Origin of the sequence: Amycolatopsis sp. NBC_00345, from assembly GCF_036116635.1 — a bacterium.
GTDB lineage: Bacteria > Actinomycetota > Actinomycetes > Mycobacteriales > Pseudonocardiaceae > Amycolatopsis.
The window spans coordinates 5275692-5297147 of sequence record NZ_CP107995.1 but is presented as its reverse complement, the minus strand read 5'-3'; the positions used below and the strand labels follow the sequence as shown (position 1 = coordinate 5297147).

The 21456-nt window shown below is 67.9% G+C and carries 16 protein-coding genes and 3 rRNA genes; 10 read left to right on the top strand and 9 right to left on the bottom strand.

Annotation, left to right across the window (positions count from 1 at the left end; genetic code table 11):
- Positions 1-8: 8 nt before the first annotated feature.
- Both OG943_RS23570 and OG943_RS23565 read right to left on the bottom strand, forming a co-directional pair.
- The gene (locus OG943_RS23570) at positions 9-761 is read right to left on the bottom strand and encodes an SDR family NAD(P)-dependent oxidoreductase (RefSeq protein ID WP_328603067.1); all 753 of its coding nucleotides are present in this window, start codon (positions 759-761) and stop codon (positions 9-11) included.
- 8 nt (positions 762-769) lie between these two features.
- Complete coding sequence (locus OG943_RS23565; protein ID WP_328603066.1) at positions 770-1612, bottom strand: alpha/beta fold hydrolase; 843 nt, start codon at positions 1610-1612, stop codon at positions 770-772.
- A gap of 470 nt (positions 1613-2082) precedes the next feature.
- Here OG943_RS23565 and OG943_RS23560 point away from each other — a divergent pair.
- The 3 genes from OG943_RS23560 to rrf all read left to right on the top strand — a co-directional run bounded on the left by OG943_RS23560 (position 2083) and on the right by rrf (position 7254).
- Positions 2083-3603 (top strand): 16S ribosomal RNA (locus tag OG943_RS23560).
- 307 nt (positions 3604-3910) lie between these two features.
- Positions 3911-7048: ribosomal RNA gene (locus tag OG943_RS23555) — 23S ribosomal RNA — on the top strand.
- An 89-nt stretch (positions 7049-7137) separates the two neighbouring features.
- Positions 7138-7254 (top strand): 5S ribosomal RNA (rrf, locus tag OG943_RS23550).
- The 16S, 23S and 5S rRNA genes sit together here, the layout of an rRNA operon.
- A gap of 102 nt (positions 7255-7356) precedes the next feature.
- On the opposite strand, the gene cobF is transcribed toward rrf, so the two are convergent.
- A complete protein-coding gene (cobF, locus tag OG943_RS23545) occupies positions 7357-8118 on the bottom strand; it encodes a precorrin-6A synthase (deacetylating) (RefSeq protein ID WP_328603065.1) in 762 nt (253 codons plus the stop codon).
- A gap of 118 nt (positions 8119-8236) precedes the next feature.
- Between cobF and OG943_RS23540 the strand changes: the two genes are divergently transcribed.
- Positions 8237-8443 (top strand): heavy-metal-associated domain-containing protein, encoded by a 207-nt coding sequence (locus OG943_RS23540; RefSeq protein WP_328603064.1) that lies wholly within the window; start codon positions 8237-8239, stop codon positions 8441-8443.
- Positions 8444-8465: 22 nt separating this feature from the next.
- Positions 8466-10703, top strand: a complete 2238-nt coding sequence (locus OG943_RS23535; RefSeq protein ID WP_328603063.1) for a heavy metal translocating P-type ATPase — start codon at positions 8466-8468, stop codon at positions 10701-10703.
- A 69-nt stretch (positions 10704-10772) separates the two neighbouring features.
- Here the strand turns inward: OG943_RS23535 and OG943_RS23530 are convergent, their stop codons facing one another.
- From OG943_RS23530 to OG943_RS23515, 4 genes are all read right to left on the bottom strand, one after another.
- Positions 10773-11054, bottom strand: a complete 282-nt coding sequence (locus OG943_RS23530) for a metal-sensitive transcriptional regulator (RefSeq protein WP_043785431.1) — start codon at positions 11052-11054, stop codon at positions 10773-10775.
- Positions 11055-11114: 60 nt separating this feature from the next.
- Complete coding sequence (locus OG943_RS23525; protein ID WP_328603062.1) at positions 11115-11825, bottom strand: CPBP family intramembrane glutamic endopeptidase; 711 nt, start codon at positions 11823-11825, stop codon at positions 11115-11117.
- Between the two features lie 52 nt (positions 11826-11877).
- Positions 11878-13515, bottom strand: coding sequence for a hypothetical protein (locus tag OG943_RS23520; RefSeq protein WP_328603061.1), 1638 nt, complete (start codon positions 13513-13515; stop codon positions 11878-11880).
- 120 nt (positions 13516-13635) lie between these two features.
- The gene (locus OG943_RS23515; RefSeq protein WP_328603060.1) at positions 13636-14355 is read right to left on the bottom strand and encodes an MgtC/SapB family protein; all 720 of its coding nucleotides are present in this window, start codon (positions 14353-14355) and stop codon (positions 13636-13638) included.
- Positions 14356-14450: 95 nt separating this feature from the next.
- Here OG943_RS23515 and OG943_RS23510 point away from each other — a divergent pair, with 95 nt between their 5' ends.
- On the top strand, positions 14451-15071 hold the full coding sequence (locus tag OG943_RS23510; protein ID WP_328603059.1) for an L-threonylcarbamoyladenylate synthase: 621 nt from the start codon (positions 14451-14453) through the stop codon (positions 15069-15071).
- 83 nt (positions 15072-15154) lie between these two features.
- Here the strand turns inward: OG943_RS23510 and OG943_RS23505 are convergent, their stop codons facing one another.
- The gene (locus OG943_RS23505) at positions 15155-15733 is read right to left on the bottom strand and encodes a TetR/AcrR family transcriptional regulator (protein ID WP_328603058.1); all 579 of its coding nucleotides are present in this window, start codon (positions 15731-15733) and stop codon (positions 15155-15157) included.
- Positions 15734-15832: 99 nt separating this feature from the next.
- Here OG943_RS23505 and OG943_RS23500 point away from each other — a divergent pair, with 99 nt between their 5' ends.
- On the top strand, positions 15833-17200 hold the full coding sequence (locus OG943_RS23500) for an FAD-dependent monooxygenase (protein WP_328603057.1): 1368 nt from the start codon (positions 15833-15835) through the stop codon (positions 17198-17200).
- A gap of 73 nt (positions 17201-17273) precedes the next feature.
- On the opposite strand, the gene OG943_RS23495 is transcribed toward OG943_RS23500, so the two are convergent.
- Positions 17274-18896 (bottom strand): FAD-dependent monooxygenase, encoded by a 1623-nt coding sequence (locus OG943_RS23495; RefSeq protein WP_328603056.1) that lies wholly within the window; start codon positions 18894-18896, stop codon positions 17274-17276.
- An 88-nt stretch (positions 18897-18984) separates the two neighbouring features.
- On the opposite strand from OG943_RS23495, the gene OG943_RS23490 reads away from it, so the two are divergent.
- From OG943_RS23490 to OG943_RS23480, 3 genes are all read left to right on the top strand, one after another.
- The gene (locus OG943_RS23490; RefSeq protein ID WP_328603055.1) at positions 18985-19725 is read left to right on the top strand and encodes a TetR/AcrR family transcriptional regulator; all 741 of its coding nucleotides are present in this window, start codon (positions 18985-18987) and stop codon (positions 19723-19725) included.
- A gap of 66 nt (positions 19726-19791) precedes the next feature.
- On the top strand, positions 19792-20175 hold the full coding sequence (locus OG943_RS23485) for a YciI family protein (protein ID WP_328603054.1): 384 nt from the start codon (positions 19792-19794) through the stop codon (positions 20173-20175).
- Positions 20175-21431, top strand: coding sequence for an RNA polymerase sigma factor (locus tag OG943_RS23480; protein WP_328603053.1), 1257 nt, complete (start codon positions 20175-20177; stop codon positions 21429-21431). Before OG943_RS23485 ends, OG943_RS23480 begins: the two co-directional genes overlap by 1 nt.
- Positions 21432-21456 lie beyond the last annotated feature (25 nt).

Sequence of the window (21456 nt, the reverse complement as noted above, 5' to 3'; positions counted from 1 at the left end):
CCGACCGCTCAGCCCTCGCGGTGGATCTGCAGGGCGGCGGAGCTCTGCACCACCGGCATGATCTCGATGACGTTCACGTTCACGTGCGGCGGCTGCGCGGACGTCCAGTACACCGACTCGGCGATGTCCTCGGCGGTCAGCGGCGTGGTGCCGGCGTAGACGGTGCCGGCCTTGGCCTCGTCGCCGTCGAAGCGGACCTTCGAGAAGTCCGTGCCGCCGACCATTCCCGGTTCGATGTTCGTCACGCGCACGCCCGTGCCGTGCAGGTCGCTGCGCAGGTTCAGGCTGAACTGGTGCACGAACGCCTTGGTCGCGCCGTAGACGTTGCCGCCGGGGTAGGGGTAGGTGCCCGCGATCGAGCCGATGTTGATCACGTGGCCGCGGCCGCGCTCGACCATGCCGGGCAGCAGCGCGCGCGTGACGTGCACCAGGCCGGTCACGTTGGTCGCGATCATCTGGTCCCAGTCCTCCAGCTGCGCCCGGTGGGCGGGCTCGAGGCCCTTCGCCAGGCCGGCGTTGTTCACCAGCACGTCCACCTGGCCCCAGTCGCCGGGCAGCGCGCCGATGACGGAGGTGACGGCGCCGGCGTCCTGCACGTCGAGCACGACGGGCAGCACGGCCTCGCCGAGCTCCGAGGCCAGCGCCGCCAGCTTGTCCGCGCTGCGGGCCGCGGCGACGACCCGCGCGCCCTCGGCGACGAACCGGCGCGCGATCGCGGCGCCGAAGCCGGCACTCGCGCCGGTCACGAATACGGTCTTCATGGGGTGGGTCACCGTTCTTCCCCTGAGGCCGGCCGGAGCCGGGGAGTGTCCAGGAACCGGCCGAACACGTCGTTGAACTCGGCCGCGCGCTCCAGGTTAGGCAGGTGGCCCGCGCCCCGGACCACCGCCAGTCTGGAACCGGCGACGAGCCGGTGCATCAGCTCGGCGTCGGCGACCGGGGTGAACTCGTCCTCACTGCCGACGACCACCAGCGTGGGGACACTGACCTGGTCGAGCACCTCCCGATAGTCCGGCCGTTCGGCGCGGGCCCGCAGCGCCGCCGCGGCTCCCTCGGCGGGAGCGTCGCGCATCATCGTGAGGACGTGCTTCGCGACGTCGGGGCTGTCTCGCAGCGTTTCGGCGGACACCATCTTCGGGAGCAGCTCGTCGGCGTAGCGAGCCATGCCCTCGGCGAGCACGCGGTCGGCGGCGGCGTTCCGCGCCAGCTTCCCCTCGGCCGTCTCTTTCGTGGGGAAGGTGTCGGCGAGCAGGAGAGCGCGGACGCGTCCGGGGTGGTCCCGGACGGTCTGCATCACGATCTGCCCGCCCATGGACAGACCGCCGAGTCCGAACTCCGCCAGGCCCAGGTGGTCGGCGAGCGCGATGAGATCCCGGGCGAAGCCGGCCAGGTCCGTGACCGCGGGCCCGGTGCTCTCGCCGTACCCGCGGAGGTCCGGGACGACCACGCGGTGGCCCCGGCTCACTAGGTACTCAGCCTGCGGGCGCCACATCGAGCGGTCGAACGGGTGGCCGTGGACGAGCAGCAGCGGAAGCCCGGTGGTTCCGGGGTTGCCGGCGCCGTGGTCGTCGTACGCGAGGGAGGTGCCGTCGTCGAGCTGGAGCGTAGCCATGCCGCCGACGCTAATCAGAGCGATCTCTCGGTGCAATACGGCGCAATGTAGTCGGGGCAATGTCCTCGAGGGGCCGTTCGCGGGTAGGTTCGGGGGCGTGAGCGGCCAATCCGGGCTCCGCTTGGCTGGTTCGCGCGGTTTGACCTGCGAAGATCCAGTTAAGGGACCCCCCTGTTTTCGGGGGTTTTTCAGCATGTAAAGTTCTCCAAGTCGCCAGGGAAACCGGGTGGCCGCCGGGACACGAACCAAGCTCTCACCGGAAGGTGATTGAGTGGGTGTCTCACCAAAAACTGCTAGGAATGACTGCTTCGGTTGAGGCTGGGCCTGATGGGTTCTGGTTTCTGCTGGGGTGTGTTGCTTGAGAACTCAACAGTGTGCTAGTGAACTAAGCCAGTAGAGCTTATATGAAACCCCCTCGTTGGGGTTTCCTTTGAGAATGATTGAGAAAATAGTCTCGATCGAACTGTTCATTGTTGGAGAGTTTGATCCTGGCTCAGGACGAACGCTGGCGGCGTGCTTAACACATGCAAGTCGAACGCTGAAACACTTTCGGGTGTGGATGAGTGGCGAACGGGTGAGTAACACGTGGGTAATCTGCCCTGTACTCTGGGATAAGCCTTGGAAACGGGGTCTAATACCGGATATCACCGACTCTCGCATGGGGGTTGGTTGAAAGTTCTGGCGGTACAGGATGAACCCGCGGCCTATCAGCTTGTTGGTGGGGTAATGGCCTACCAAGGCGACGACGGGTAGCCGGCCTGAGAGGGTGACCGGCCACACTGGGACTGAGACACGGCCCAGACTCCTACGGGAGGCAGCAGTGGGGAATATTGCACAATGGGCGAAAGCCTGATGCAGCGACGCCGCGTGAGGGATGACGGCCTTCGGGTTGTAAACCTCTTTCGCCAGGGACGAAGCGCAAGTGACGGTACCTGGATAAGAAGCACCGGCTAACTACGTGCCAGCAGCCGCGGTAATACGTAGGGTGCAAGCGTTGTCCGGAATTATTGGGCGTAAAGAGCTCGTAGGCGGTTTGTCGCGTCGGCTGTGAAATCTGGAGGCTTAACCTTCAGCGTGCAGTCGATACGGGCAGACTTGAGTTCGGTAGGGGAGACTGGAATTCCTGGTGTAGCGGTGAAATGCGCAGATATCAGGAGGAACACCGGTGGCGAAGGCGGGTCTCTGGGCCGATACTGACGCTGAGGAGCGAAAGCGTGGGGAGCGAACAGGATTAGATACCCTGGTAGTCCACGCTGTAAACGTTGGGCGCTAGGTGTGGGCGACATCCACGTTGTCCGTGCCGTAGCTAACGCATTAAGCGCCCCGCCTGGGGAGTACGGCCGCAAGGCTAAAACTCAAAGGAATTGACGGGGGCCCGCACAAGCGGCGGAGCATGTGGATTAATTCGATGCAACGCGAAGAACCTTACCTGGGCTTGACATGCGCCAGACATCCCCAGAGATGGGGCTTCCCTTGTGGTTGGTGTACAGGTGGTGCATGGCTGTCGTCAGCTCGTGTCGTGAGATGTTGGGTTAAGTCCCGCAACGAGCGCAACCCTTATCCTACGTTGCCAGCGCGTTATGGCGGGGACTCGTGGGAGACTGCCGGGGTCAACTCGGAGGAAGGTGGGGATGACGTCAAGTCATCATGCCCCTTATGTCCAGGGCTTCACACATGCTACAATGGCTGGTACAGAGGGCTGCGATACCGCGAGGTGGAGCGAATCCCTTAAAGCCGGTCTCAGTTCGGATCGCAGTCTGCAACTCGACTGCGTGAAGTCGGAGTCGCTAGTAATCGCAGATCAGCAACGCTGCGGTGAATACGTTCCCGGGCCTTGTACACACCGCCCGTCACGTCATGAAAGTCGGTAACACCCGAAGCCCATGGCCCAACCCCGCAAGGGGAGGGAGTGGTCGAAGGTGGGACTGGCGATTGGGACGAAGTCGTAACAAGGTAGCCGTACCGGAAGGTGCGGCTGGATCACCTCCTTTCTAAGGAGCACAACACATCCATGCTCCCGGGATACCCGGAACCAGAGTGTGGGGTGGGCACGGTTTAACACCCGCCTGTGGTGTTGCCGGGCTTGCTCAAGGAATTGTGGAACTACTGGTCTAGGTGTTCAGGTGGTGACTGCGGTCGCCGGCGAGTACTGCGAGACTTTCGGGTGTCGCGTGGAAAGTCGGGTTTCCGGGTCGGGTCTGGGCATGTTCACTACGCACACTGTTGGGTCCTGAGGCAACACACTGTTGTTTCTGGTGTGGTGTTTGAGAACTGTAGAGTGGATGCGAGCATCTTTGTGGTCAAGTTGTTAAGGGCACATGGTGGATGTCTTGGCTTCAGGAGCCGATGAAGGACGTAGGAGGCTGCGATAAGCCTCGGGGAGCTGTCAACCGAGCTGTGATCCGAGGATTTCCGAATGGGGAAACCCAGCACCAGTGATGTGGTGTTACCCGCCGGTGAATATATAGCCGGTGTGGAGGGAACGCGGGGAAGTGAAACATCTCAGTACCCGTAGGAAGAGAAAACAACCGTGATTCCGTGAGTAGTGGCGAGCGAAAGCGGAAGAGGCTAAACCGATTGCATGTGATACCTGTCAGGGGTTGTGTAGTCGGTGTTGTGGGACCCACCTTGAAGAAACTGACATTTTTTCGAAGTCACGCATGAGTTAGTGGAACCGTTTGGGATGGCGGGCCGGAGTGGGTGAGAGCCCCGTACGCGAAAGCTTGTGTTGTGGTTTTTGGTGGTGTTCCCGAGTAGCAGCGAGCTCGTGGAATTTGCTGTGAATCTGCCGGGACCACCCGGTAAGCCTAAATACTTCCTGAAGACCGATAGCGGACTAGTACCGTGAGGGAAAGATGAAAAGTACCCCGGGAGGGGAGTGAAAGAGTACCTGAAACCGTGTGCCTACAAGCCGTCAGAGCCCGAGCATGTCGTAAGACGTTACGGTGATGGCGTGCCTTTTGAAGAATGAGCCTGCGAGTTAGTGCTGCGTGGCGAGGTTAACCCGTGTGGGGTAGCCGTAGCGAAAGCGAGTCTGAATAGGGCGAGTATAGTCGCGTGGTCTAGACCCGAAGCGGAGTGATCTACCCATGGCCAGGGTGAAGCGACGGTAAGACGTCGTGGAGGCCCGAACCCACTTAGGTTGAAAACTGAGGGGATGAGCTGTGGGTAGGGGTGAAAGGCCAATCAAACTCCGTGATAGCTGGTTCTCCCCGAAATGCATTTAGGTGCAGCGTCACATGTTTCACCGCGGGGGTAGAGCTACTGGATGGTCTAGGGGCCTTACCGGGTTACCGAAATCAACCAAACTCCGAATACCGTGGTGTGAGAGTGTGGCAGTGAGACGGCGGGGGATAAGCTTCGTCGTCGAGAGGGAAACAGCCCAGAACACCAGCTAAGGCCCCTAAGTGTGTGCTCAGTGGGAAAGGATGTGGGATTGCCCAGACAACCAGGAGGTTGGCTTAGAAGCAGCCACCCTTGAAAGAGTGCGTAATAGCTCACTGGTCAAGTGGTCCTGCGCCGACAATGTAGCGGGGCTTAAGCACACCGCCGAAGCTGTGTCATTGACACAATAGATCCGCCTTGCTCTTGCAGTAAGGGTGTAGTCGTGTTGATGGGTAGGGGAGCGTCCTGCATCCAGGGAAGCGGCCGTGTGAACGAGTCGTGGAGGGTGTGGGAGTGAGAATGCAGGCATGAGTAGCGAATGCAGAGTGAGAAACTCTGCCGCCGGATGACCAAGGGTTCCTGGGCCAGGCTAATCCGCCCAGGGTAAGTCGGGACCTAAGGCGAGGCCGACAGGCGTAGTCGATGGACAACGGGTTGATATTCCCGTACCCGAGCATGTGCGCCCATGACGAGGCGTTTGATACTAACCACCCAAAGCGTTCCTGTGATGCCTTCGGGTTGAGTGGGGATTGTGGAGCGTGGGACCTGATTTCGTAGTAGTCAAGCGATGGGGTGACGCAGGAAGGTAGCTCCGCCAGGCGATGGTTGTCCTGGTGTAAGCGTGTAGGCCGGAACATAGGCAAATCCGTGTTCCATATAGGTTGAGACGTGATGCGTAGCCGTTTGAGGCGAAGTAGAGTGATCCTATGCTGCCGAGAAAAGCCTCTAGTGAGTGCATGCACGGCCCGTACCCCAAACCAACACAGGTGGTCAGGTAGAGAATACTAAGGCGATCGGGTGAACTGTGGTTAAGGAACTCGGCAAAATGCCCCCGTAACTTCGGGAGAAGGGGGGCCAAACATCCTGAAGCTTCTTGCAAGCTAGGGGTGGGTGGCCGCAGAGACCAGCGGAAAGCGACTGTTTACTAAAAACACAGGTCCATGCGAAGTCGCAAGACGATGTATATGGACTGACGCCTGCCCGGTGCTGGAACGTTAAGAGGACCGGTTAATCCCTTCGGGGGTGAAGCTGAGAATTTAAGCGCCAGTAAACGGCGGTGGTAACTATAACCATCCTAAGGTAGCGAAATTCCTTGTCGGGTAAGTTCCGACCTGCACGAATGGCGTAACGACTTTCCGGCTGTCTCAACCACAGGCCCGGCGAAATTGCACTACGAGTAAAGATGCTCGTTACGCGCGGCAGGACGGAAAGACCCCGGGACCTTTACTATAGTTTGGTATTGGTTTTCGGTTCGGCTTGTGTAGGATAGGTGGGAGACTGTGAAGTCATCACGCTAGTGGTGGTGGAGTCGTTGTTGAAATACCACTCTGGTCGAATTGGGAATCTCAACCTCGGACCATGATCTGGTTCAGGGACAGTGCCTGATGGGTAGTTTAACTGGGGCGGTTGCCTCCTAAAGAGTAACGGAGGCGCCCAAAGGTTCCCTCAGCCTGGTTGGCAATCAGGTGTTGAGTGCAAGTGCACAAGGGAGCTTGACTGTGAGACAGACATGTCGAGCAGGGACGAAAGTCGGGACTAGTGATCCGGCACCACCTGGTGGAAGGGGTGTCGCTCAACGGATAAAAGGTACCCCGGGGATAACAGGCTGATCTTGCCCAAGAGTCCATATCGACGGCATGGTTTGGCACCTCGATGTCGGCTCGTCGCATCCTGGGGCCGGAGTAGGTCCCAAGGGTTGGGCTGTTCGCCCATTAAAGCGGCACGCGAGCTGGGTTTAGAACGTCGTGAGACAGTTCGGTCCCTATCCGCCGCGCGCGTAGGATACTTGAGGAAGGCTGTCCCTAGTACGAGAGGACCGGGACGGACGAACCTCTGGTGTGCCAGTTGTCCCGCCAGGGGCATGGCTGGTTGGCCACGTTCGGAAGGGATAACCGCTGAAGGCATCTAAGCGGGAAGCCTGTTCCAAGATGAGGTATCCCACCCCGTGTGGGTTAAGGCCCCCAAGAGACCATTGGGTTGATAGGCCAGAGATGGAAGCACAGTAATGTGTTATCGAGTTGACTGGTACTAATAGGCCGAGGACTTGCCCACGAAGATGTTACGCATCCACTCTACAGCTCTGAAACACCACACCGACACCATCGAAATGTTGGTGGTGGGTGTGTGTTGTTTCGTAGTGTTTCGGTGGTTATAGCGCCAGGGAAACGCCCGGTCCCATTCCGAACCCGGAAGCTAAGCCTGGTAGCGCCGATGGTACTGCAACCGAAGGGTTGTGGGAGAGTAGGACGCCGCCGAACTCAACATGACAGTAGGGCCCCGGTCGAGGATCAGCAATGATTCTCCCGGGGCCCTACTTCTATATCTGAACCCTTTTCTCGGAAATGGGCTCCGCGGCCGGGTCAGGCCGGCCGGCGCAACAGGTACGTGTCCATGATCCACCCGTGCCGTTCCCGAGCCTCCGTCCGCACCGAGCGGATCTCCGCCGCGAGAGCGTCGTCGAGCGGGCCGGAACGCAGGATCTCGTCCGGCGTCCCCACGTACGCGCCCCAGTAGATCTCCAGGCCTGCATCCACGAACCGGTCGAACGTCGTGTGCGCGTCGAGCAGCACGAAAACGTCGTCGACCCCTTCGGGCCAGCCCGAGGCCAGGCGCCGGCCGGTGGTCAGCTGCACGGCGCGGCCGATCTGGTTCATCGTCGTGCGGTGCCGGGCCACCAGCGCGGAAATGCTGCTCACCCCCGGCACCACCTCGTAGTCGAACGACACGTTCCCACGCGCGAGCACCGCCTCGATCAGCGCGATGGTGCTGTCGTACAGCGAGGGATCGCCCCACACCAGGAACGCGCCGGTCTGGCCATCGTCGAGTTCGTCGCGGATCAGGCGCTCGTAGACGTCGGTGCGCAGCTGGTGCCAGTCGGCGACCGCGGCGCGGTAGTCCTTCGGCGTGCGGTCGCGGTCGGGGTCCTTCGCACTGACCACGCGGTAGTCCGGGCGCGTCACGAAGCGGTCCAGGATCTCCTGGCGCAGCCGCACCAGATCGGCCTTCGCGTCACCCTTGTCGAGCACGAAGAACACGTCGACCCGGTTGAGCCGGTCGACGGCCTGGACGGTCAGGTGCTCCGGGTCGCCGGCGCCGATCCCGATCGCGTAGATCTTCCGCATGCCCGCAGTCTGCCGGGACGGGTAACCGGCCCCACAGCCGGGCCGGGTGGTAAACCCGTACCCCGGAGGGGTATAAAGAAACCATCGGAGCCAGACCACAGCCGAAGGAGCCGGATCGATGACCGAAGCCACCTACACCGTCGAGGGTATGACCTGTGCGCACTGCGTCGGCGCGGTGCGGGAAGAGGTCGGCGAGCTCGCGGGAGTCCGGGAGGTCGACGTCGACCTGGAGTCCGGCCGCGTCAAGGTCACCAGCGAAGCGCCGCTCACCGCGGACGCCGTCGCGGCGGCCGTTACCGAGGCCGGCTACCGGCTCGTCGCATAATTCGTCGTCCAAAGGAGGCAGCATGAGCACGGCAGCACGTACTGATCCCCGGACGGTCGAACTCGCCATCGGCGGGATGACGTGCGCGTCGTGCGCGGCCCGCGTGGAACGCAAGCTCAACAAGGTCGACGGAGTCACGGCCAGCGTCAACTACGCCACCGAGAAGGCCCACGTCGAGTTCCCGGACACGGTCTCGGTGGACGACCTGGTCGGTGTCGTCGAGGCCACCGGCTACACGGCGCAGAAGCCCGAGCCGGAGAAGCCCGCGGCCCCGGAGGAGGACGACGAGACCCGGCCGCTGCGTGAGCGGCTGGTCTACTCCGCCGTCCTCACCGTCCCGGTGATCCTGCTGGCGATGATCCCCGCCCTGCAGTTCGACAACTGGCAGTGGCTCTCCCTCACGCTCGCCGCGCCGGTGGTCGTGTGGGGCGCCTGGCCGTTCCACCGCGCCGCCTGGACGAATCTCCGCCACGGCGCCGCGACGATGGACACGCTCATCTCGCTCGGCGTGGCCGCGGCGACGCTCTGGTCGCTGTACGCCCTGTTCTTCGGCATGGCCGGGATGACCGGCATGCGCCACGGCTTCGAGTTCACGGTCACGCCGGGCTCGGGCACCAGCAACATCTACCTCGAGGTGGCCGCCGGCGTCACCACGTTCATCCTGGCCGGCCGGTACTTCGAGGCCCGGTCGAAGCGCCGTTCGGGTGCTGCGTTGCGGGCGCTGTTCGAGCTGGGCGCGAAGGACGTCACAGTGCTTCGCGACGGCAAGGAGGTCCGTGTCCCGGTCGGTGACCTGCGGGTCGGCGACCGCTTCGTGGTGCGTCCCGGGGAGAAGATCGCCACCGACGGCGTGGTCGCGGAAGGCGGTTCCGCGGTCGACGTCAGCATGATCACCGGGGAGTCCGTGCCCGTTGAGGTCGCGGTGGGCGACGGCGTGACCGGCGCGACGGTGAACGTCGGCGGCCGGCTCGTCGTGGAGGCGACCCGGGTCGGCGGTGACACCCGGCTGGCGCAGATGGCCCAGCTGGTCGAACAGGCGCAGAACGGCAAGGCCGCCGTGCAGCGGCTGGCGGACCGTGTGTCGGCGGTGTTCGTGCCGATCGTGCTGGTGCTGGCCCTGGTCACGCTGGTCGCCTGGCTGGCGAGCGGGGGCGACGCGAGCGAGGCGTTCACCGCGGCCGTCGCCGTGCTGATCATCGCTTGCCCGTGCGCGCTGGGCCTCGCGACGCCGACGGCCCTGCTGGTCGGCACCGGCCGCGGCGCGCAGCTGGGCATCCTGATCAAGGGACCCGAGGTGCTCGAGTCCACCCGCCGCGTCGACACCGTGGTGCTGGACAAGACCGGCACCGTCACGACCGGGAAGATGAGCCTGCTCGAAGTCCGGATCGCGAGCGGGACCACCGAGGCCGAGGTGCTGCGCTTCGCGGGCGCCGTCGAGCACTCGTCCGAGCACCCCATTGCCCGGGCCATCGCCGACGGTGCGCGCGAGCGCGTCGGTGAGCTGCCCGGCGTTGAGGAGTTCCGGAACAGCGAGGGCCTGGGCGTCACCGGGGTCGTCGAAGGCCGGGCCGTGCTCGCGGGCCGTGCCGCGTTCCTCGCCGACTGGAGCGTGACGATCGACGAGACCCTGGCCGAGGCCAAGGCCGCCGCGGAGGCCCGGGGCGCGACGGCGGTGTTCGTCGCCTGGGACGGTGTGGCCCGCGCGGTGCTGGTGGTGGCGGACACGATCAAGCCGACCTCGGCCGAGGCAGTGGCCGGGCTGCGCGCGCTGGGCCTGCGCCCGGTCCTGCTGACCGGGGACAACGCGGGCGCCGCGCAGGCGATCGCCGCCGCCGCCGGCATCACCGAGGTGGTGGCCGAGGTGCTGCCCGAGGAGAAGGTGGCCGTCGTCAAGCGGCTGCAGGCCGAGGGCCGCGTGGTCGCGATGGTCGGCGACGGCGTGAACGACGCCGCCGCGCTCGCCCAGGCCGACCTCGGCCTCTCGATGGGCACCGGCACGGACGCGGCCATCGAGGCCGGTGACCTCACGCTCGTGCGCGGTGACCTGCGCGCGGCCGTCGACGCGATCCGGCTGTCCCGGCGCACCCTCGGCACGATCAAGGGCAACCTGTTCTGGGCGTTCGCCTACAACGTGGCCGCGCTGCCGCTCGCCGCGTTCGGCCTGCTCAACCCGATGATCGCGGGGGCGGCGATGGCGTTCTCGTCGGTCTTCGTGGTGTCCAACAGCCTGCGCCTGCGCGGGTTCCGCGCGGCTCGCTGAACCCGGAAAAAGGGGCCTTCCTCGTCGCGGTCGTCGCGTACGAGGAAGGCCCCTTTTTTGCGTTTGCCGCTAGGAGCGGACCAGCCGGGCGATGGCGTCGGAGGCTTCGCGGACCTTCAGGTCGGCCTCTTCGCCGCCCGCGGCCGCGGCCTGGACGACGCAAGTCGCCAGGTGCTCGTCGAGAAGTTCCAGCGAGAAGGACTGGAGGGCCTTCGTCGCCGCGGACACCTGCGTGAGGATGTCGATGCAGTACTTGTCCTGCTCGACCATCCGCTGCAGGCCGCGGATCTGTCCCTCGATGCGGCGCAGGCGCTTGAGGTAGGCATCCCGCTCGCTCCCGTAGCCCGTCATCGCGCACCGTCCCCTTCGTCTTCGCCGTGTCGCGTTTCCCAGTATACCCACCCGGCGTATTCAGGCCTGGACGACGACGGCGATGACCAGCCCGCCGACGTTGGTCGTGAAGTGGACCAGGATCGAGGCCGTCACGCCCCGGCCGAAATGGCGCCAGGCGTGCAGGAAGATGCCCGCGACCCCGGCCGCAGCCATGGCCAGGACCTGCAGGAACACCGGCGGGATACCCCCGAGGGCCGCGTGGACGGCGGCGTTGCGGCCGATCGCCAGCGCGGGCAGGAAGTGCCACAGGCCGAAAAACGCGGCCGCGCCGAGGATCGGCGGCCAGCGCCAGCGGTCGTCGCGCGCGCCGAGCAGCGCTGGCAGCACGCTGCGGAACGCGATCTCCTCGACCAGCACCGTGCCGAACGTGATGCGGCCGAGGGTGAGCCAGAGCAGCTGCAGGAGGTTCGGGGTGCCGACGCGGCCGTCGTGGTAAACGGTCCGAAGCGAAGGGACCGCGGCCGCGAGGCCGAAGACCAGCAGGACCAGCGCGGCGCCGAGAAGGCCGGTGAGCAGGGCGCGCTTGAGCGTGGACCGGCCGAGCCCGAGGTCGGCAGCACCGAGGCCGGTCCAGCGCGCGAGCCCGAGCAGGAGCATGGCCGTGACGGCGCCGCAGACGGGATAGGCCCAGCCGGGCACCACGCGGTTGGCGAGCGTGGTGCAGGCAGCCAGCAACAGGACGGCGACGACCACCGCGGTCACGCGTCTGGTGCTCGTCGCGCGGCTCATCGGGTCAAAAGCTTCGCCGGGCGGGACCGGCGGTGGGCTCGTCCGCGGCTGGTCAGGCAGTGGGTGTGGCTTCGGTGAGCGCGGGTTTGCGGCGTTGGATGGGGACGGTTCCGGGATCCGAATCGTCGACCGGGTCCAGTGCGGCGTTCGCGGTGGCCAGCAGTTCACGGCAGCCGGCGAGGCTGGCCTTCAGGCGGGCGTGGACGGCAGCCAGCTCGGCGACGCGGTGCTCGGCCTCCGCGGTGACGCGCGCGGCGTGCTGATCGGCCCCGGTCGTCACGCGGGTGGCGTGCTCGTTGGCCTGCGCGGTCAGGTGCGCGGCGCGCTGGTCGGCGTCCGCGGTGACGCGGGCGGCGTAGTTGTCGGCCTCGGTCGTGACCCGGGTGGCGTTCTCGTTGGTGTTCTTCGTGAGCTGGGCGGCGTGGTGCTGGGCCTTCGCGGTGACCCGGCCGGCGTGCTGCTCGGCGTCGGTGATCACGCGGCTCGCGCGGGTTTCCGCCTCGGTGGCGAGCTGGACACTCCGCCGTTTGGCCTCGGTGGTGACGCGCGTGGCGTGCTCGTTCGCCTCGGTCTTGACCTGGGTGACGTGACGCGCGGTATCGGCGGTGAGCTGGGCGGCTTCGGCCCGGACGCGGGTGGCGTGCTCGTCGGCCTCGGTCCTGACCTGGCCGGCGTGGGCTTCCGCCTCGGTGGTGAGCTGCTCGGCCTGCGATTTCGCCTCGGCGGTGACGCGGGCGGCGTGTTCGTCGGCCTCGGTTGCCACCCGCTCGGCCAGGGACTTCGCTTCGGCCGTCACCTGGGCGGCGTGCGCCTCGGCTTCGCTGGTCAGCTGCTCGGCCCGCGATTGCGCCTCGGCGGTGAGCCGGGTGGCCCGGGACTGCGCCTTGGCGGTGACCTGCTCGGCGTTCGCCTCGGCCTCGGCGGTGAGCCGGGCGGCGGTTTCCCCGGCCTCGGTGGTCAGCTTGAGCGCGAGCTGCTCCGCCTCGGCGGTCACCTTGGCGGCGTGGGCGTCGGCGGCCTTCGTGACGTCGGCGGCGTGCCGGTCGGCGTCGGTGCGGAGCCGGGTGGACTCGGCGGTGGCGCGCTGGACCAGGGTTTCCGCCTCGGTCTTCGCGGCGGCGGCCTGGTCGGCCAGCACGCGCAGCGCCTCCGTGCGGCGGAAGTTCAGTGCCTGCGTGAGGTCGTCCTCCAGGCGACGGCGGCGGGCGGCCGCGGCGGAGTCCTCCTTGGCCCGCTCGTCGGCCGCGGTGCGCATGAAGTCCTGGTGTTCTTTGCGCTGCTGCTCGCGATCGGCCTTGGTGGCCGCGACGAGCGCGCGCTCTTCCTTGGTCAGGCGCTCGGCCTCGGCCTCGGCGGCCGCGCGTGAGCGTTCCTCGTTCTCCTTGGCCCGCGCCGCGATTTCCGAGGCCTCTTCACGGGTCAGCTCGATCATCCGCCGTGATCGTTCCTGCAGCGCGTCCGGTTCGATCGGGACACGGCTGATGCGGTCGACCTTCGCGTGCAGCTCGCGGTTCTGCTCGGCCAGGAGCGCCAGGCGCCGCGCGACCGCTTCGCGTTCGGCTGCCATCCGCTGGAACTCGTCCTGGGCCCAGGCCACGAATTCCCTGACCTGGCCGCGATGATAGCCGCGCCAGCTCGGGTCGAAGCTCGGCCGGACGGACGTCAGGTCCTCTCCACCGCCGGGGGCCATAGCCTCACCTCCCATTTGGATGGTTTCTCCTCGGTCGCTCGAATCCATTGCGACGCCGAGGTTTCCGTGTGCCGTCCATACTGCCCCAAGATCGGGCCCTTGTGGGTGGCGGGACCCGGATCAATCTTCGAGCGGGTCTTCCCCGCCCGTCGTAGTGCTCCGAACGCCGGGCAATTCGGCCAGTTCCGCGGTCAGGTCCGTGAAGTCCCCGCGCCCCTGCAGGCGCAGGGTGACGACCGCGATCCGTTGTCCCTCTTCGGAAATCGTCTCCCGGTCGACCGCGACCTGGTGCACGACCCAGCCGCGTCCGGTGCAGGCGGTGAGAACGTTTCGTAAAACTCCGTGACCATCGGCATAGCTCAGCCGGAGAATGGGGAGCTCGCGCCGATGCCGGTCGATGAACCGGGAAAGCGGCGGAAAACCGCGGGTGATCACCATCAGCCCGATCGTCGTCGCGACGGCCAGCACCGGGAGCCCGGCCCCGCACGCCATGCCGACGGCCGCCGCCAGCCACACCGTCGCGGCCGTGGTGAGCCCGCGCACGGCGTCGCGCCGGACGAAGATCAGCCCGCCGCCGAGGAAGCCGATGCCCGACACGATCTGGGCCGCGATCCGCGACGGGTCGAGCGCCACGTGGTCGGTGTGGAGCAGATCGGCGAACCCGTACTTCGACACGAGCATGATCACCGCGGCCCCGACGCCGACCAGCGTGTGCGTCCGCATGCCGGCGGCCTTGTTGCCGAACTCGCGTTCCAGGCCGATCGCGGTGCTGAGCACCAGCGCGAGCAGGACCGGCGGCAGCAGTGACCACTGTGTGCCGGTCGACCAGAGTGCGTCCACGGGAAACCTCCTTCCGGCCCACTTTGCCGCGCCGCCGCGCCGGCCGCCCGGCCGCCCCCCGCGCCGGTCGGGTGGATCACCCCTAAGCTCCCCGTATGGCCCGGTACTTCGACGTGCACCCGCAGAACCCCCAGCGGCGGTCCCTCGGACAGGTGGTCGACCTGCTTCGCGAAGACGGCCTCATCGCCTACCCGACCGACTCCTGCTTCGCACTCGGCTGCCGGCTGGGCAACCAGCAGGGCATGGAGCGGATCCGGGCCATCCGCAAGCTGGACCACCGGCACCACTTCACCCTGGTCTGCCAGGACTTCGCCCAGCTCGGCCAGTTCGTGATCGTGGACAACACCGTGTTCCGCGCGATCAAGGCCACCACGCCGGGCCCGTACACGTTCATCCTGCCGGCGACGAAGGAAGTGCCCCGGCGGCTGATGCACGCGAAGAAGAAGACCGTCGGCGTGCGCATCCCGGACCACGTCGTGACCCAGGCGCTGGTCGCCGAGCTGGGGGAGCCGCTGCTGTCGAGCACCCTGCTGCTGCCGGACTCCGGCGCGCCGCTCACCCAGGGCTGGGAGATCAAGGAAGAGCTGGACCACGTGCTGGACGCCGTGATCGACTCCGGCGACTGCGGCGTGGAGCCCACCACGGTGATCGACTTCTCCTCGGGCGAGGCCGAGGTCGTGCGGTACGGCGCGGGGGACGCGTCGCGCTTCGAGTAGTTACTAATCCGACCGAAAGTAGGCGGACACGGTCCGCAGCCGATCTGCTTGCAGGAACCGTATCCGCCGTGGCTGCAGCCGGATTAGTAACGATCGGCACAGTAGTCGCCCAGCAGGTAGCGCTGCAGCGTCGGCGCCACCCAGCGCACGGCGTCGTCCGTGCTCATCGTGCTGACCGGCGGGATCCGCACCACGAACCGGCACAGGGCGAGGCCGAGCAGCTGCGTCGCCACCAGCCCGGCCCGCACCGGCACTTCCGCCGGGTCCGGGCACAGCTTCGCCACCTGCGGGGCGACCTGGTCCGCGACGATCGCGCGCAGCCGCTCCGCCGCCACCTCGTTCGTGACGCCGGCGCGCATCAGCGCGAACATCGTCTCGTCGTCCTCCCACCGGGTCAGCGCGTGGCGCACCAGCGTCGCGCCGGCCTCCTCGCGCGGGAGCGCCGCGAGGTCGGGCAGCCGCAGGTCGAAGTCCGCGGCGGCGGCGAACAGCTTCTCCTTGTTGCCGTAGTAGCGCATCACCATCGACGGGTCGATGCCCGCGTCCGCGGCGATCGCGCGGATCGTCGCGCGCTCGTAGCCGTCCGCCGCGAAGCGCTCACGTGCGGCTCCGAGGATCGCTGCCCGCGTCGCGTCCGAACGCCGGGGCTTCACCGTGGTCATGCCAACGACTGTAGGCCAACGGCTGTTGACAGTCGAACGAGGCCGCGTTTACCGTTGCCAACAGGTGTTGACCAACGCTTGTTGACCTAAGGAGCGGAGATGGAGTCGGACGTCTTGATCGCCGGAGCCGGACCGGCCGGGCTGCTGCTCGCGGGGGATCTCGCGGAGGCGGGCGTGACCGTCACCGTGCTGGAGCGGCGGACCACCGGGTCGAACCTCACCCGGGCGTTCGGGGTGCACGCCCGGACGCTGGAGCAGTTCGACCAGCGCGGGATCGCCGACGAGCTGGTCGCCACCGGCCTGCCGCTGCGCCGGCTGCGGCTGTTCGTGCCGGTCGACCTGGACTTCGGCCGGCTGCCGACCCGTTACCGCTACCTGCTCATCACGCCGCAGACACGTACCGAGGCGGTGCTGCGCGCACGGGCCGAGCGGCTCGGCGCGAAGTTCGCGCTGGGCGCCAACGTGGTGGGCGTGCGCCAGGACGCCGGCGGGGTGGACGTGACCACTGCCGACGGCGAACGCCGCCGCGGCCGGTATCTGGTGGGCGCGGACGGCGCGCACAGCGTGGTGCGGCGCGAGCTCGGCCTGCCGTTCGACGGCCGCCCGGTGCTGAAGTCGATCATGCTCGCCGACGTCCGCCTCGCCGAGCCGCCCGGGAACGTTCTCCGGGTGAACAGCGTGGGCGACGCCTTCGCGTTCGTCGCGCCCTTCGGCGACGGCTGGTACCGCGTGACCGCGTGGGACCGCCACCGCCAGGCCACCGAAGACGCGCCGTTGGACCTCGACGAGGTCCGCGCGGTCACCCGCCGCTCGCTGGGCACCGACCTCGGCATGCACGACGCGCGCTGGCTTTCGCGCTTCCACTGCGACGAACGCCAGGTGCCGCACTACCGCGCCGGCCGCGTGTTCCTCGCCGGCGACGCCGCGCACGTCCACTCGCCCGCCGGCGGCCAGGGCATGAACACCGGCCTGCAGGACGCGGCCAACCTCGGCTGGAAGCTCGCCGCGGTGCTGTCCGGGCGGCTGCCCGAGAGCTTGCTCGACACGTACGAGACCGAGCGGCACCCGGTCGGGAAGCGCGTGCTGCGCAGCAGTGGCGCGATGATCCGGCTGGCGATGGTCCGGCCGCGGCCCGCCCGCGAGGCCGGCGGCCGGGCGCTCGCCGGCGCGCTGTCCGTCGGCTCGCTCGCCCGCCGCGCCGCGGGCGTCGTGTCCGGCATCGGCATCCGGTACGCGCCGCCGCGCGGGGAGGACCGCCGGGTCGGCGTCCGCGCCGAGGACGCCGACCTGCCGGAAGGGCGGTTGTACGAACTGCTGCGCGGCGGCCGGTTCGTGCATATCGGGCGGAAACGGCCCGCCGGACTGCCGGAGCACGTGGTGTTCGCGCGCGGCGAGGACGACGTGCTGGTGCGGCCCGACGGGTACGTCGCCCGGGTCGGCGACCCGGTTGGCTACTTCACCGGCTGACTGTGGTGGGGCTGCCGGGTTTCATGCGCTGACTGAGGCCGGGCTGCCGAGCGCTGGTCGAGTTGCCGAGGGCTCACGCGTCGACCGTGGCCGGGCTGCCGAGCACGCGGGACAGCGCGTCACGCAGCCCGATGCCCGAGGCCGAGTGCCAGGCGACCACGGCGTCCGGCCGCAGCAGCAGTGCGCCGCCGTCGCCCAGCTCGACCTCGGCCAGCCAGGCGGGGTCGCCGACGCGGACCAGCTGGAGGCCGAGCGCGTCGGCGTCGCCCGCCCACCGGCTGTCGTCCGGACCGGTCAGCAGGACGAAGCCCGGCCCGGCCAGGTCCACAGTGGACACAGTGGACACAGTGGACACAGTGGATACGCCAGTCGACGCGCCAGTGGACGCAGCGGGCAGACCACCGGGCGCGCCGGTGCCGTCGAGCCAAGCGTGCGGCACCCGCGTGCCGGGCCGTCCGGCGGGCCCGTAGTGGTCCACCGGCGCCGGGCCGCGCCCGTCCGGGACGAACGCGCCCTCGTCGTACTGCACGCCGAACATCGCCGCCGACGGGTCGAACCGGGGGCCCTCGCCGTTGGTGACCGACTTGACCATCGTGCCGAGGTGGCCGCTGACCAGGCTGGAGAACTCCGCCGTCGCGTAGGCGATCGGGTACCGCTCGGGGTGATAGGTGTCCAGCAGGGCGGCCGACGCCGTGCCGCGGAGCACCGCCGCCAGCTTCCAGGCGAGGTTGTGCACGTCGGCGATCGCGGTGTTGGCGCCGGCCGCGGCCATCGGCGGCATCGAGTGCGCGGCGTCGCCCGCCAGGAAGACGCGGCCCTCGGCGAACCGGTCGGCCACGTACATGCCGGACTCCCACGGCATCCGGCTGAGCATCTCGACGTCGAGGTCCGGCACGCCGACGATGGTGCGCAGGAGTTCGCGCCAGCCCTCGTCGTCCAGTGCGGCCGAACCGGGGAAGTCCGACGTCGAGAACAGCCACCGGTCGGTGCCGTTCACCGAGACGAACGCGCCGGACGCGGCCGGGTTCTCGATCGTGCAGAGGTTGAACCGCTTGTCCCGCACCAGTTCGGTGAGGTCCGCGCGGAACGCGATGTCGAGGTTGTCGGCCAAGTGGCCGTAGCCGCCGCACGGGATGCCCAGCGCCTCGCGGATCGGGCTGCGCGAGCCGTCGCCGGCGATCAGGTACTCGGCCTCGAGCCGGTACGGCTCCCCTCCGGCGGGCCGCAACTCGGCCGTGACGCCCGTGTCGTCCTGGGTGAACGACACCAGTTCCGTGGCGAACCGCACCGAGACGCCGCGTGCTTCCGCGGCGTTGCGCAGCACCGGTTCGAGCACGTCCTGCGGGCACAGCACGCTCGGCGCCGGGCTGTGGTCGCCCATGGTCGCGTGCTGCGCGAGGCTCGCGCGCAGCGCTTCGGTGACCTCCGGCCACTGCGCGTCCGCGAGCGTCGTGCCGACGAGCATGCCGCTGAACGACGCCAGTGGCGCGCTCGCTTCGGCGACCGCGCCGGCCAGGCCGAGTGAGCGGAACACCTCGTTGCTGCGCTGGTTGAACCGCCGCGCCTTCGGCTGCGGTGACGTGCTCGCGTGCTTCTCCACCAGCGCCGCGGCCACGCCCTGGCGCTGGAGCAGCAGCGCCGCGGTCAGTCCGGCCACCCCGCCACCGGTGATCAGCACTGGGACTCGTTCGGTCATCTCAAGACCCCCATCGGTTCGTGTACGTCGTACATTCTATGTGCGTTGTACACGCCGAGTACGATGTACACAAGCGACTGGAGGCCGAGTGAGCGCGCAGGGACCACCCACCCCACCCATCTGGCTGCTGCCCGAGCCCCCGGAACGGCGCTGGGGCCTGGGCCGGGCGGAGATCGTGCGCGCCGCGGTCGCGCTGGCCGACGCCGGCGGCGCGGATGCGCTGACCATGCGCGCGGTGGCGAAGGAGCTGGGCTCGTCCACGCCGATGTCGCTGTACCGGTACGTGCACAGCAAGGACGGCCTGGTCGACCTGATGCTGGACGTCGCGGGCGCGGAGGTCCCGACGCCGGAGCGGCCGGGTGACGACTGGCGCGGCGAGCTGACCCGGGTGGCCCTCGACTCGTGGGCGATGATGAAACGCCACCCCTGGTTCGCCCAGCTCGTGCACACGCGCCCGCCCGCCGGGCCGCAGTCGAACCGGCGCCAGGAGTTCGTGCTGGCCACCTTCGACAAGCGTGGCCAGGAATTGCCGGCCGCGCTCGGCTACCAGCGGCTGCTCGACGGTTACATCGTCGGCCAGGCGCTGCAGCGGGCCGAAGAGCAGAAGATGTTGCAGCGCAACGAATTGAGCAGTCTCGAAGACGTCCAGCAATTGGCCCGGGGCTGGTTCGGCGACGGCGAGGGCGACGTCGGGCCGTACCCGCTGCTCGGCCGTTTCATGCGCGGGTTCCTCACCGAGGGGGCCGACGGCCCGGCCCCGCCCGATGAGGACGCCCAGTTCACGCTCGGTCTCGAGTGCCTGCTCGACGGCATCGCCGCCCGGCTCTGACGCGCCGGTCCGGCCACGGCCGCGTCGGCTAGGTTGGGTCCCCAGAACCGGCTCTGGGAGGACAACGTGAAGTTCCTGCTGGCGATGTACATGAACCCTGAGGTGTGGGACGCGCTCTCCGAGGAGACCCGCGAGTCGGTGATGACCGGGCACGGGGACTTCATCGCGAAGATCCGCGCTTCGGGGGAGATGATCAGCACCCAGGCGCTGGGCGGGCCGGACGAGAGCGCCGTGGTCCGCGTGCGCGGCGGGGCGCCGGCGATTACCGACGGGCCGTACATCGAGTCCAAGGAGTTCCTGGCCGGCTACTACCTCGTCGAGTGCGAGAGCCGGGACCGGGCGCTGGAGGTCGCGGCGATGATCCCCGACGCCGGCATCGAGGGGCTCGGCATCGAGGTCCGCCAGGTGGTGTTCTTCGCCGACGCGGAGACCGAGACCGACTTCGGCTGATGACCCGCTCGTTGACGCCCGACGCCGTCGCCGAACTGCTGCGGCCGCTGGTGCCGCAGGTGCTCGGCACGCTCGTGCGCCGGTACGGGCAGTTCGAGGCGTGCGAGGACGCGGTCCAGGAGTCGCTGCTCGCGGCCGTCGAACAGTGGGCTGGGAACGAGGTGCCGGGCAACCCGCGCGCCTGGCTGCTCACCGTCGCGACCCGGCGGCTGACCGATCAGTGGCGCAGCGAGAGCGCGCGCCGTCGTCGCGAGGAGACGGTGGCGGTCCAGGAGCCCGTGGGGTTCGCGCCCGGACCGGGCGAGGACCGGCCGCCGGAGCGGGACGACACGCTGACCCTGCTGTTCCTCTGCTGCCACCCGGCCGTGACCCCGAGCTCGCAGGTGGCGCTGACGTTGCGCGCGGTCGGCGGCCTGACCACGGCGGAGATCGCCAGCGCGTTCCTCGTGCCGGAGCCGACGATGACGCGGCGGATCACCCGCGCGAAGGAGAGCATCGCCGCGGCGGGCTCGACCTTCGGCGAGCCGTCCGCCGAGGACCGGCCCGAACGGCTGCGCGTGGTGCTGCACGTGCTGTACCTGATCTTCAACGAGGGCTACACGGCGTCTTCGGGCGAACAGCTGCACCGCGTCGAGCTGACCGCGGAGGCGATCCGGCTCACCCGCGCCGTGCTCGCCCTGCTGCCGGACGACGGTGAGGTCGCGGGCCTGCTCGCGCTGATGCTGCTCACCGACGCCCGCCGCCCGGCCCGCACCCGGCCCGACGGCGCACTGATGCCGCTGGCCGAGCAGGACCGTCGCTTGTGGACGGTGCCGGTGATCGTCGAAGGGGTGGAGCTGATCAGCCGCACGCTCGGCCGCGGTCCGGCCGGGCCGTACCAGGTGCAGGCCGCGATCGCCGCGCTGCACGACCAGGCGGTGAGCACGGCCGGGACGGACTGGCCGCAGATCCTCGAGCTGTACGGCGTGCTGGAGGAGCTGGCGCCGAGCCCCGTGGTCACCCTGAACCGCGCGATCGCCGTCGCCATGGTCCACGGCCCGGCCGAAGGCCTCGCGCTGCTGGCCACCATCGAGGGCGACAGCCGGATCAAGCAGGGCCACCGTCTCGACGCCGTCCGTGCCCACCTGCTCGAACTCGCCGGCGACCACGCCGCGGCCCGCGAGCACTACCTCCGCGCGGCCAAGCGCACCACGAGCCTGCCCGAGCGCCGTTACCTCCAGGGCCGGGCGGCGAGCCTTCTTTCCCTGGACCGATGAGTTCCGGCGGCGCCGCCGGTATGTA

Excerpts from the sequence above, each read along its gene's own strand:
- OG943_RS23535 (WP_328603063.1), top strand. The coding sequence starts at position 8,466 with ATGAGCACGGCAGCACGTACTGATCCCCGGACGGTCGAACTCGCCATC.
- OG943_RS23480 (WP_328603053.1), top strand. The coding sequence starts at position 20,175 with ATGACCCGCTCGTTGACGCCCGACGCCGTCGCCGAACTGCTGCGGCCG.
- OG943_RS23500 (WP_328603057.1), top strand. The coding sequence starts at position 15,833 with ATGGAGTCGGACGTCTTGATCGCCGGAGCCGGACCGGCCGGGCTGCTG.
- cobF (WP_328603065.1), bottom strand. The coding sequence starts at position 8,118 with ATGCGGAAGATCTACGCGATCGGGATCGGCGCCGGCGACCCGGAGCAC.
- OG943_RS23525 (WP_328603062.1), bottom strand. The coding sequence starts at position 11,825 with ATGAGCCGCGCGACGAGCACCAGACGCGTGACCGCGGTGGTCGTCGCC.
- OG943_RS23565 (WP_328603066.1), bottom strand. The coding sequence starts at position 1,612 with ATGGCTACGCTCCAGCTCGACGACGGCACCTCCCTCGCGTACGACGAC.
- OG943_RS23570 (WP_328603067.1), bottom strand. The coding sequence starts at position 761 with ATGAAGACCGTATTCGTGACCGGCGCGAGTGCCGGCTTCGGCGCCGCG.
- OG943_RS23530 (WP_043785431.1), bottom strand. The coding sequence starts at position 11,054 with ATGACGGGCTACGGGAGCGAGCGGGATGCCTACCTCAAGCGCCTGCGC.
- OG943_RS23505 (WP_328603058.1), bottom strand. The coding sequence starts at position 15,733 with ATGACCACGGTGAAGCCCCGGCGTTCGGACGCGACGCGGGCAGCGATC.
- OG943_RS23540 (WP_328603064.1), top strand. The coding sequence starts at position 8,237 with ATGACCGAAGCCACCTACACCGTCGAGGGTATGACCTGTGCGCACTGC.
- OG943_RS23520 (WP_328603061.1), bottom strand. The coding sequence starts at position 13,515 with ATGGCCCCCGGCGGTGGAGAGGACCTGACGTCCGTCCGGCCGAGCTTC.
- OG943_RS23495 (WP_328603056.1), bottom strand. The coding sequence starts at position 18,896 with ATGACCGAACGAGTCCCAGTGCTGATCACCGGTGGCGGGGTGGCCGGA.
- OG943_RS23510 (WP_328603059.1), top strand. The coding sequence starts at position 14,451 with ATGGCCCGGTACTTCGACGTGCACCCGCAGAACCCCCAGCGGCGGTCC.